The following is a 12,803-nucleotide window of genomic DNA, read 5'->3' on the forward strand; positions in this document are numbered from 1 at the left end:
GTTACATTATATAAATGTTTATCTACATTTTGCCTAATTTTTTTACGAAAACGTTATATAAGGCAAAAAAACCTGAGAATTTCTCAGGTTTGATTTTTTATTGAAAGCAGATAGGTTTTATTCAAGAGATCCCAAATAGCGCTCCGAATCAAGTGCTGCCATACAACCTGTACCTGCAGCGGTTATCGCTTGTCTGTATTCTTTGTCTTGCACATCGCCTGCAGCAAAAACCCCAGGGAGGTTTGTTTTGGTTGTTTTCCCTTTTGTTATCAAGTAACCAACTTCATCCATATCCAAAATTCCTTTAAAAATTTCGGTATTAGGTTTATGACCAATGGCTACGAATACCCCGGTTACATCTAATTTGGTTTTTTCTTTACTGATGTTGTTAATGGCCATGACACCCTCAACCACCTTATCACCCAATACTTCATCGAGTTCTGTATTGTACATCACTTCAATGTTCTCTGTTTTGTTGACTCTGTGCTGCATAGCTTTTGAAGCTCTCATATAGTCTTTTCTTACTAGGATCGTCACTTTTCGACAGATATTTGAAAGATAAGTCGCTTCTTCAGCAGCTGTATCGCCGGCCCCTATGACCACCACGTCCTGGCCTTTATAAAAGAATCCATCACAGGTGGCACAGGCAGATACACCGCCTCCGATTAATCTTTGCTCACTTTCAATTCCCAGATATTTGGCAGTAGCACCTGTAGAAATTATGACTGTATTGGCTTCGATTACTTTTGATTCATCGATAGTCACTTTATGGATTCCACCAACTTCATTACTAAATTCAACTTTAGTGGCCATTCCAAATCTTACATCAGTTCCAAAACGTTCAGCCTGGTTTTTAAAATCTTCCATCATTGCTGTTCCGTCAGTTCCATTAGGATATCCGGGGTAGTTATCCACTTCTGTAGTTGTGGTTAGCTGCCCGCCCATTTGCATTCCGGTATAAACAACAGGGTGAAGATCCGCACGCGCAGCATAAATGGCGGCGGAATAGCCTGCTGGCCCCGATCCTATAATCAAACATTTTATTCTTTCAATATTGCCATCCATTGTTCTGTGTTTTTAAATTTCAAGTCACAAAAATATGCAAATCCAAACGTTTAAAATACGATTCAATATCTTTTTTTTCAATACGCTTATAACCGTTTTTAATCCATAAATTTGACCAGGCGCTTTTGACAAGTGACCTGAGTAGAACTTACAAATTAAAGAGGAGGTATTTTATAAGATGATACAATCTAAAGAGGATTTTAATAAAGAAATAAAAGCGCATACCGGCGTACTTTTTTATTTTGCAACCACAAGTTGTTCGGTAGGGGAAGCTTTGGAGCCAAAAGTAAGGGCTTTACTAAAAGAGAACTTCCCAAAACTTATGTTTAGATTCATTGATATGAACCAGGCACCGGAGCTTTCTGCTGCTCATCAGGTTTTTGTGGAACCTACTATCTTATTGTATATTGAAGGCAAAGAATATCTTAGAAAAAGTCGTCATATAGGATTGTCAGAATTGGATATGGCGATAAGCAGGATATATGACCTGGCATTCAAATAATATTTTTTTTACTTGAATATGTTATATTAAGTAGTATATTTGCAGCCTGAAAAATCGATGATCATTCGGGGTGTAGCGTAGCCCGGTTATCGCGCCTGCTTTGGGAGCAGGAGGTCGCAGGTTCGAATCCTGCCACCCCGACAATAAAAGCTTTGCAAATTTTGCAGGGCTTTTTTTATGCAGTTGTTTGAGCTTGCTCAATAACAACTGTAAAAAAAGAAACGCACGACCAAAGGGAGTCAAAGCTTTTATTGTCATCGTTTCCCGAATCAGGATCACCGACCGGAGGGAGGTAATCCCAAGGGAATTTAGAATGACGAATATTGAATTTTGAATATCGAATGTGCTTTCACATCTTTTATTGGCATCGTTTCCCGAATCAGGATCACCGACCGGAGGGAGGTAATCCCAAGGGAATTTAGAATGACGAATATTGAATTTTGAATATCGAATGTGCTTTTGCATCTTTTATTGTCATCGTTTCCCGAATCAGGATCACCGACCGGAGGGAGGTAATCCCAAGGGAATTTAGAATGATGAATATTGAATTTTGAATATCGAATGTGCTTTCACATCTTTTATTGGCATCGTTTCCCGAATCAGGATCACCGACTGGAGGGAGGTAATCCCAAGGGAATTTAGAATGACGAATATTGAATTTTGAATATCGAATGTGCTTTTGCATCTTTTATTGGCATCGTTTCCCGAATCAGGATCACCGACCGGAGGGAGGTAATCCCAAGGGAATTTAGAATGACGAATATTGAATTTTGAATATCGAATGTGCTTTCACATCTTTTATTGGCATCGTTTCCCGAATCAGGATCACTGACCGGAGGGAGGTAATCCCAAGGGAATTTAGAATGACGAATATTGAATTTTGAATATCGAATGTTTTGTCTTGTGTAGCTTTTTTGGTTAATCCAGCAATTCAGGATTATTAAGGATCAATTCTATCTTTTTGATAATTACTGTAATTTGATTCATTTGTGTTTCTATATTTCTGAAATAGATACTGATATCCCTGTTCACCCAACTTTCAGAAATAACCCTTGCACCCAAACTAATTCTTAAAACAGCACTTTGAACATCATTGCCATATTTTACATTAACCGCTTGGCCAATATGACATTTTTGTGCAGCAAGCCTGATGATTTCTATAGAAGAGTCCTCAAACTGATCGGATATATCGGAATTCAATAAAATATATAGTTTTTTTACCAGATCAACAGGTAAGACTTTATTGTTTTTAAGGATAAAAAAAGGGAAAATTGTACGAATATTTCTAAGTCCGAATTTTTCAGTATTATAGGTATTAATCTTCACTTCATCGCCAAAAAGGGGTTCTAAAAAACTGGCATCGTTAATTGAATCTTCAACAAAATTGCAAAACATCTCAATACCTAAATTTCTATATAAAATAGGCGTTTTGAAATACCTGTCCATTTCAACGATAGCAGCATTCCAGCGCATATAGGAGCCATAATTAAATCTATCGGGTAAATCATTTGAGCAGAACCAATTAGGCCAGTCAGAATGATTGTAATAATTCGTCAATCCCTCCGGTAAAGTGTTTTTTACAGAATTAATTGATTTACTAACACTTTGAGGTATAATTAAAGCACCAGAGTAGGGAGGGCCGGTAAAGTATTTGCTTCCTGTTATGGTAACAATATATCCTTTGTTTAAATAAGTTCTTATGTCAATTGGATCTAACCTGACTTGCGAGCCATCTACTATAATTTGAATAGATAAATTGTCAAGCGCTTTTAATTTTTGCATCATTTCTTCACTAGGTGATTGATAACCTAATTTCGATTGATCCATTGTATGTAAAACAATATGCCTTCCCATTTCATTAGTCTTTGAAATAGCAGCAAAAATTTCTGTATCCAATTGAGTTGACGATTTTAATTGACCAATGTCATCTCTAAAAGGAATTTTAATCAAATCAATATCCCTAAAACCTTCAATCATGTCTCCTTTTTTAACCGGATAATTCAAAGCAGTGGTATTTTCAAAATGACAGCCCTTGAGTGCTGCCGGCACACCACTGCCGGTTTCATCAGAAGCCACCAAAACATGTGTAATTTCCTTATCAGAAATAATTTGAGTTATGGCTGCTATTTGAAGGGCAGAATCAGTCCCTGATGGTGAAAATATGATTTCACAATCATCCTTTATTTTCAAGGATTTTCTTAGGTTATTTTTTAGCAGCTCCGAAAATTCAAGAGTTGCATTTTTTAAACCTTTTTTTAAGCTGTTTTGAATCAATATAGTTCTTACCTTATCTGTTTTATCAAAAGCGTAATTTGATACACTTGTTGCCGTGGATGAGGCAAAAGTAAAGGCTTCGGGTCTTGGAAACGGGCGGCATCCATATTTATTTAACAGTTCAAATTCATCAATGTTCAATCTAAGGTCACCACCTGACATTAATAAATATTCTGTCGGTTTTGCCAGGTTTTCAAGAATTGAATTCCAGGACTCTTTAAACAGTATGTTTGAATTATTTAATCCATGAAAAGATTGTAATTTTTTATATTTTGTTAAAGATTCGGTATTGAAAACTTTATTATTTCTGATCATATCAATTAAAAAATAATCAAGATTTTCTAATTTTTCTTTATCCTCTTTTGGTAATAATTGATAAAAAACCTGGGTAACTTTAAGAGCAGCCACATCACATAAAACATGGTCAGATTTATCTATGCCCAAAGCTTTATACCAAAGTTGCCATTCAATGCCATATCTTAAATAAATCAAAGCTAAAACGGGTTTATCTAAAAATGACGAACCAATTTTAATTGATTTGTTGGGAACAATTTTAAATAGATCAGGTTCACTATTGGAAGTAATAATATTGATGCTGTTTATCTTGGGGACAGTGTTAAATCTTTTTAAAACTCTAACCAGATAATTCACATTTTCTTTTTCAAATAAACTAGTTCTTTTATATTGATCTTCAATAAGTTTATTATTTGCCATAAGTATTATTATTTGAAACTTAAATCAGCAAGAAGTTCTTTCACGGAAATATTTTCCCTGATCATCCAAGTATTCAGATTTAACATGCACTATTCATTGCAATTGAATAATTCATCCATATCATAGATAGGCAATCATCACATTTTGTTGATTGTCAACACCATATTTAGTTTGAATCTTTTTTTTGCAACGAATCAAAATTTTTTCAGATTGGAAGTCTATGTTTTTTTATGATTCTATTACGACTGTGAAAATAAGAAATATAAAAGAACTTCTATCTTACCAAAAGTTATTTTTTTTCATGCTACAATGAGGTCAAATATTGAATCAGTTTTCGCCTCAAGTCATATGGTATCATAAATGCCCATTGAATGGTTAGAGCAAAATTGGATGTTCAAACTTGTTAAATAGGCTCGGGCTAAGGATAAAGTCGGGATCATATAAATCCCTGTTTTTAATATTATTTTGAAGAAGATTTCTTAATTTTAATACTGATGAAAGGTATGCTGAATTTCTTCCAGGTTCTTCATTGCTAATTTATTGCTGATATCGCTGAAATTAAATAGATATCTAATGAACCCTTATATATATCTTGTTTTAGGAATATTTGGCCTTTGGATCGGTACCGAATTTACTGTCAGGAATGCCGTGAAAATCGCACGATATTTTAACATATCTGAATTGTTTATAGGGATTACCGTATTGGCTTTCGGAACGGATCTCCCAGAATTGGTAGTAGCCATTGATGGTGCCTTGCAGAGTTTAGGAGGTACCGATACTTCGGGTGTGGTCGTTGGAAATACCATTGGAAGTTCGATTGCCCAGATCAGCATTATCATAGGTTTCATAGCCATATTCTATTATGTCACGGCCGGGGAGATACAAACGCGACAAATAGCGATCGAATTGATTGGATCGGTGATTTTATTAGCCCTGGTATCATTTGATAATGTTATTACATGGAATGATGGGGCTTTGCTTCTCATTGCTTTTATCATGTACATTTTAACTTTATACCGAAGGGAAAAGAAAATTACAAAAGAAGAAAGTTCCGAGGAAAGGAGTAAGAAAATAATTATACCGGTTGTGTTTTTGATAGGCAGTCTGGCTATTGTCGTTCTCAGCTCTCATATTACCGTGGAAAATGCGTTAATCATGGTCGAAAAATTGGGTATTCGACAATCCTTTGTAGGAGCTGTCGTCATAGGCCTGGGTACCAGCTTGCCGGAACTTGCTATTTCTTTAAGGGCTCTTTCTGAAGGGAAAATCAACCTTTCTGTGGGTAATATCGTGGGGAGTAATATTTTTGATCTATTGGTGCCTTTGGGTATAGGCTCGCTCATTTCAAAAATATATGTGGCCAATGCTGTTCTATGGTACGATATGGTTGTACTGTTGTTTATAAGCATCATTTTTATATGGTTTTTGAGCCGAAAGAAAGGCTTACAAAAAAAAGAAGGTATTATTTTGGTTTGTCTGTATATGGCATATAGTATTACCAAACTCATGATTAGCTAACCCATGGGTAATTCATCTGTTTGCTCAAAGGCAAATTCTTCTTTGTTCAATTTACCCTTCCTGAATTACGTTAGCCCGAATGCTCCTCTCACCTGCTTGATAAGCTGGGCCAGGGCAAATGAACCCAAAGCAAATAGAATCGTTATCAAAAATTGCCCAGTTGTGAGTGGCAGCAACGAAAGTGCTTGAGCAATTGGCTCAGTTATATACGCCCCCCAGGTAATGAACAAAGACAGTAAAATAGCGCCCCAAATCCAAATATTTTTTGTGACCTCATTATTAAAAACAGATTCCCGATGATGGGGTATGTTGAATACATTGAATAATTGTGCAAGAACCAAGGTATAGAAGGCCATATTGTTAATGACCTCCCAATTCAATTTCATGATGTAATATGCATAGGTAACGATGCCAAGCACAGAAATACTTATCGATAATCCATAGAACATGGTGAGGTACCAATCACTTCGTGTCATTATTGGCTCTTTAGGATCTCGCGGGGCTTGCTCCATAATGTCTCCTTCTCCTTTCCCGAGCCCCAAAGCCAAAGCCGGAAAGACGTCTGTGACCAGATTCAGGAATAAGATTTGCAGGGGGAGTAAGGGGGCCGGAAGGTTTAAAAGAGCCGCGATACCAACCGAAACTATCTCTGCTAAATTACAAGACAAGAGATAAACAACAAATTGCCTAATGTTTTGAAAAACAACTCTACCCTGTCGAATGGCCAACTCTATAGCCGTGAATTTATCGTTTTTTAAGATCACATCCGCGACTTCACGGGCGGCTTCCGTACCGCGAATACCCATAGCAATTCCTATATCCGCTTTTTTAAGAGCAGGTACATCATTGATGCCATCGCCGATCATCCCAACTATATTTCCTTGTTTTTGATGAAAAGTAATTAAATCCAATTTCTGTTTGGGGGTTACCCGCGCAAAAACAGAAGCATTTAGCAAGTGAGCCTTTGTTTTTGTGTCCATATCGACGATGTTCAGCAATTCTTGTCCGTGCAGCACTAGGTCAGAAGAGGCATCCTGGGTTAAAAGGCCAACTTCTTCGGCAATTTTTTGCGCGGTCTTGAGATGGTCCCCGGTCACCATAATGACTTTGATTCCGGCTTTTCTGTAGATATCGATTGTCGCCTTGACATCTTCCCGTGCCGGATCCATGAATCCCATGATACCAAGAAAAACAAGCTGTTTTGTCAAGTCTTCATCTTCAGGGATTTTACCCACTTCCTTATAGCCAAATGCCAATGTTCGAAGGCCTTGAGAAGCTAAGGTATCTACTTTTTCATACCATTTTTCCTTATTTGTGAACCTGATTATTTTACCATCCTCCAAAATGCTGTCACATTCAGCTACCAGGGTCTCAAAGGCACCTTTGACATAAGCATAAAATCCCTGCTTGTTTTGGTGTACAGTGGCCATCAGTTTACGGTCTGCATCGAAGGGCATCTCTAACTTTTTAGGATTGTTTTCCCTGATCAAATTGATGTCGCACCCGGCTTTTATAGCAAAATCGAGTAGTGCGACTTCGATTGAATCGCCTTGTATGCCCTCGTCAAAAGAACTGACATTGTTACAGAGGATACTCGCCAGCGCGATTTTGTAAAAGGCTTCCTGACCTTTTAATACATCAAAATCGTCCTTGTTTTTTTGTTGGATGTCGTACAACTCAGTATCCGCAAGATATATGGCATGGACTTTCATTTTATCTTCGGTCAAGGTCCCGGTTTTGTCGGTACAAATGATGTTGGTGGCGCCTAAGGTTTGAATAGCCTCTAATTTTTTAATAATGACCTGTCGTTTTGATAAGCGCATCATTCCTTTTGCCAGGGCAATGGTGGCGACAATGGGAAGTCCCTCAGGAATGGCAGCCACGGCCAGGGCCACGCCTGTTTCAATCATGAGCAGTAAGTCTTTGCCACGAATGTAACCGGCAACAATGATAAGCACAGCAAAGACCAATGTTAGCCAGATGAGCCATTTGGTGAGTTGATTCAATTTTTTTTCTAAAGGAGTAATTTCTTTTTGGGCCTCCATGCCCATCTGTTGAATCTTTCCCAATTCTGTATTAGCGCCTGTGGCAGTTACAATAGCCTTGCCCGAACCCGTAATAGTGATAGTGCCTTTAAAGAGCATGTTCCGTTGATCCGTAATAGGTGTATCGAGAGGTAAATTTTCTGTGTTTTTAGATATGGGGATACTTTCGCCGGTCAAGGCAGATTCTTTAATACTCAGGCTTTCTTGTGAGACTAACCGGGCATCCGCGGTGACCACATCGCCGGTTTGTATCAGGATAATATCTCCGGGCACCAATTCTGAGGCTATTATGGTCTGCATCTTCCCGGAACGCAGCACCCTTGTTCTGGTCTGCCCCATTTTTCTAAGAGCTTCAAGCGAACGTAAAGCCTGAAGTTCCATAAAAAAACCTATCGCAACCGAGACCATGATAACAATAAGGATGGTTGCCCCTTCGAGCCAATCGCTAAAAAGAAAGGCCAGGATGCTTGCAGTAGTCAAAATATAAATGATGGGGTCCAACAACTGATCGGTAAGAATTCGCCATATTGACTTTGGCCCGTCTTGGGGAATTTGATTCAAGCCATATTCCGCCTGATGCTTCTTAACGGTTTTTTTATCCAGGCCATTATCTAAATGGGTCTGAAACCTTTTGGCTATTTCTTCAGCGGAAAGAGAATATGCATTTTCAATCATGAGTTAAAAGAAATCATTTTAGGTTAAAGCCAAGTTTACGATGTAAGCTAAACTTAAATCGCGATTCCCTCTGAACCAAACCTTTTCAGGTAACATAATAGAATACCCCTTATCAATAGCTCCTCCATTCTCAATCGAGGGTTCAATACTCACTTTGTTTATTATAGCTCTTTTGATAAAGGCATTTAAATCAAAATCGTCACATTCTTTATTGTAAGCTCGATCAGGATTTAAATTGATTCTTTATATCAAACTGAACTCAAGCCACCATTCTATTCCCTTTAAAAAGAAGGAATATTCTACCCTGAGTTATCAATGGTTCTGTAAAAACCGTCTTTATAACCAAGTGTATTTTTGTTTAATGCAAGTTACATTATAAAAACGTTTATCCATTTTGAATATTCATTTTTTTTGGAATCTCAATTGTGACTTCTTACAACTCAAAATATTATATTTGCTCACCATAACTAATACGTGAGATGTGAATTTTAGATTTTTTATATTTTTGAGTTTTCTTCTGATTGCCTGCAGTAAAAATGGCAATGACAAATTGTTCAAATTGATTCCGGGCAATCAAAGTGGGATTAAATTTTCAAACAAGCTGAGAGAATCTTACGGTGAAAATATGCTGCTATTTTCAAACTTTTATAATGGAGGTGGCGTAGGGATTTTAGATATCAATAATGATGGTCTTCAAGATGTCATTTTAGGAGGAAACCAAACAAGCAGCAGGTTATATTTGAATAAAGGTGGACTAAAATTTGAGGATATCACTGAAAATGCAAAAATATCCACTAATCGTTGGATAACTGGAATCTCAATTGTTGACATAAATTCAGACGGGTTTGATGATGTTTATTTTTCGGTATCCGGATTTTTGAATGCTGGTCAAACTAAAAATCAACTTTTTATTAATAACGGTGACAATACCTTTTCTGAAAAGGCTGAAGAATATGGTTTAGCAGAAATAGAGCAAACTACTCAAACCAATTTTTTCGATTTTGATAATGATGGTGATCTGGATGCTTTTATGGCTTTAAACCCAAGTGATTTTTCACTTTTCAATATGGGAAGAAAGAAAAAGCCAAAGTTAAATGGAGAAGCCAGAAGTACAGATAAATTGTTTGAGAATTTGGGAAACGGAAAATTTGTTGATATTTCTAAAAAAGCTGGGATTTTGATCGAAGGATATAGTCTTGGTCTCAACACCTCAGATTTTAACAATGACGGTTTAACTGATATACTAGTTACCAATGATTTTATTCAAAACGATATTTTATATATAAATAATGGTGACGGAACTTTTACAAATAAATTAAAATCATATTTTGAGGTTACGAGTTATGCAAGTATGGGAAATGATGTTGGAGACATTAATAATGACGGTCTTATTGATATAATAACATTAGACATGCTTCCGGAAGATAGTTTTCGAGAAAAAATGCTCATTCCATCTTCCAGTTATAATGCATATCAATATACGCTTAAGCTCGGTTATCATCCTCAGTTCACGCGAAATGTTTTACAGATCAACAATGGTGATGAAACCTTTTCTGAAATTGGACAATTGGCTGGTGTTGCCCGGACTGACTGGAGTTGGAGTACATTGTTTGCAGATCTTGACAATGATGGGTTTAAGGATCTGTTCGTGACTAACGGTTTTAGAAGAGACCTGGGAAATCTTGATTATATAGTGTATAATCAGTATTCTCCATTTACCAATCCCGGTTCGGATATTATGAAGCAAATCGAGGAGATTCATAAAACTCCTGGCGTAAGAATTCCAAATTATGTTTTTAAAAACAACGGGGACCTCACATACAGTAAAAAAATCAAGGAATGGGGGTTTGAATTACCGACGTATTCCAGTGGTTTGGCAACAGTTGATTTTGATCTTGATGGTGATCTGGACATCATCATAAATAATGTGGATATGGAAGCATCTTTATATGAAAATTTGAGCAACCAAAAATCAAACAATCATTATTTGGAAGTCAGTCTGGAAAGTACCAGTAAAAGCCAAACTGTATATGGTTCAAAAATATATATTTTCATGAATGATGAGCAACAGATGATAGAATTTACCCCTTACAGAGGTTATTTATCTTCTGTTGGAGATATCATACATTTTGGTTTAGGGGAATATGGCAAGGTGGATTCTTTAAAGGTGCAATGGCCCAATGGGAGATGGTCTAATTATACTAACCCCCCAATCGATACTTTAATAAATGTAACGAATGAATTAGAATATTTGAAACCAGAGCCACTGAATTTTAAAGATGCCAAACGGATGCAGTTTACTGATATAACTGATTCTGTAGGTTTAAATTTTGTGCATAAAGAAAATAACCAAGTTGACTTTCAAAGGCAGTTTCTATTGCCTCACCAGCATTCTAGATTAGGTCCGAGTGTGGCGGTAGCTGATGTAAATGGAGATGGTTTAGATGATTGTTTTATTGGCGGGGCCAAAGGGCAGACGGGACAATTGTTTCTTCAGCAATCTAATTCAACTTTCAAATCGGTTCCATGGACTTATGATAAAGATTATGAAGATATGGGAGCCTTATTTTTTGATTATGATTCAGATGGTGACAATGATTTATACATAAGTTCAGGAGGTACTCATGCTCATTCAGATCTAAGTTTATATCAGGATCGACTTTATAACAATGACGGTAAAGGTAATTTTATTAAAACAATCGGAGTTTTGCCAAAAATGAATATGAGTACTGGTTCTGTGATTTCTTCAGACTTTGACAAGGATGGAGATTTAGATCTTTTTGTAGGAGGTAGAATAATACCACAAGAATATCCGTCGACTCCAACAAGTTATCTATTATTGAACGAGGGAGGGGTTTTTACAGATGTCACTGATAAACTGGCACCTGGCTTAAGTCAAATTGGAATGGTATCTCAAGGTTTATGGACAGATTATGACAATGATAAAGATTTAGACCTGTTGATTGTTGGAGAATGGATTCCTATTAGTTTGTTTGAGAACAAGGAAGGTTATTTTGAAAATATTGGACCTGAGTTAGGCTTGAATGAAACGGGAGGTTGGTGGAATAGCATCATTGGTTCTGATCAAAATGGAGATGGTTATATCGATTATACTTTAGGGAACCTTGGAGGCAATAATGATTATAATGCTTCTATTTCACATCCATTAGTTTTGAAATCAAAAGATTATGATGATAATGGTTCAATAGATCCAATTTTATTGAAAGAATTTTCAGATGGAAATCACCCTATAGTTTCGAGAGATGAATTTTTAGGTCAGTTGAGTTTTATGAGGTCGTATTATAGAAGTTATCAAATTTATGCAGAAACTAAAAGTGAGGATTTGTTTCCAAAGGAAGTTTATGAAGGCTCGGTTACACATAAAGCCAGTATTTTGAAGAATACTGTTTTGAAGAATTTTAATGGAGATAGTTTGGTTCATATTCCGATGTCCAATGAACTTCAATTTGCACCTATTTATGGCGGTGTAAATTTTGATATTGATGCTGATGGTGTGCAGGAGATCATTTTATCAGGCAATTTCTATTCAAGCAATGTTGTTAATGGGCCATATACAAGTTCTACTGGCGCCGTGGTTAGTTGGCAAAATGATTCTTATATTGTGAAAAGAGGTCATAAGAATGGCCTCAATTATAGGGGAGATAGAAAAGGTTTGGCAACTATAAAATTTGCTAATGGAGATATGGGCATTATTTCAACAGTAAATAATGGAAAAAGCACTGTTCATAAAATTAATTCAAATCTTAATTCCATAGAATATGGCCCAAACGAGTATCGAGCAACTATTCACATGCTAAATGGTAGTATATTAACTCGTGAATTTTATTATGGTTCAGGTTATATTTCTCAAAATACTCGACATCTGATATTGCCTAAAGGGTGGAAATCAATAACGTTTCTAGGTTTTAATGATGAAACAAGAAAAGTCGAAGCAAATAATTTCAAAGACTAAAGAGGTTTTAGGAAGCATTCTTATTATCTAAAAAATG

The 12,803-nt window shown here is 36.5% G+C and carries 7 protein-coding genes and 1 tRNA gene; 4 read left to right on the top strand and 4 right to left on the bottom strand.

Translation table 11 applies throughout. From position 1 onward, the window contains the following. Positions 1-117: 117 nt before the first annotated feature. Positions 118-1,065, bottom strand: a complete 948-nt coding sequence (gene trxB, locus AABB81_RS00785) for a thioredoxin-disulfide reductase (protein ID WP_342157949.1) — start codon at positions 1,063-1,065, stop codon at positions 118-120. A gap of 178 nt (positions 1,066-1,243) precedes the next feature. On the opposite strand from trxB, the gene AABB81_RS00790 reads away from it, so the two are divergent. Both AABB81_RS00790 and AABB81_RS00795 read left to right on the top strand, forming a co-directional pair. Further along, a complete protein-coding gene (locus tag AABB81_RS00790; RefSeq protein WP_342157950.1) occupies positions 1,244-1,567 on the top strand; it encodes a thioredoxin family protein in 324 nt (107 codons plus the stop codon). Positions 1,568-1,633: 66 nt separating this feature from the next. Next, positions 1,634-1,708: transfer RNA gene (locus AABB81_RS00795), tRNA-Pro, on the top strand. Positions 1,709-1,985: 277 nt separating this feature from the next. On the opposite strand, the gene AABB81_RS00800 is transcribed toward AABB81_RS00795, so the two are convergent. Together AABB81_RS00800 and AABB81_RS00805 are read right to left on the bottom strand one after the other, a co-directional pair. Beyond that, positions 1,986-2,252, bottom strand: coding sequence for a hypothetical protein (locus AABB81_RS00800; protein ID WP_342157951.1), 267 nt, complete (start codon positions 2,250-2,252; stop codon positions 1,986-1,988). Positions 2,253-2,485: 233 nt separating this feature from the next. Continuing rightward, the gene (locus AABB81_RS00805) at positions 2,486-4,555 is read right to left on the bottom strand and encodes a hypothetical protein (RefSeq protein WP_342157953.1); all 2,070 of its coding nucleotides are present in this window, start codon (positions 4,553-4,555) and stop codon (positions 2,486-2,488) included. Positions 4,556-5,128: 573 nt separating this feature from the next. Between AABB81_RS00805 and AABB81_RS00810 the strand changes: the two genes are divergently transcribed. After that, a complete protein-coding gene (locus tag AABB81_RS00810; RefSeq protein WP_342157954.1) occupies positions 5,129-6,073 on the top strand; it encodes a calcium/sodium antiporter in 945 nt (314 codons plus the stop codon). Between the two features lie 65 nt (positions 6,074-6,138). Here the strand turns inward: AABB81_RS00810 and AABB81_RS00815 are convergent, their stop codons facing one another. Continuing rightward, positions 6,139-8,793, bottom strand: a complete 2,655-nt coding sequence (locus AABB81_RS00815; protein WP_342157955.1) for a cation-translocating P-type ATPase — start codon at positions 8,791-8,793, stop codon at positions 6,139-6,141. Positions 8,794-9,274: 481 nt separating this feature from the next. On the opposite strand from AABB81_RS00815, the gene AABB81_RS00820 reads away from it, so the two are divergent. Beyond that, entirely contained in the window at positions 9,275-12,766 is a 3,492-nt protein-coding gene (locus AABB81_RS00820; RefSeq protein ID WP_342157956.1) for a VCBS repeat-containing protein, read from the top strand. The last annotated feature ends 37 nt before the right edge of the window (positions 12,767-12,803 follow it).

This window comes from Lutimonas vermicola, from assembly GCF_038433205.1.
GTDB lineage: Bacteria > Bacteroidota > Bacteroidia > Flavobacteriales > Flavobacteriaceae > Lutimonas > Lutimonas vermicola.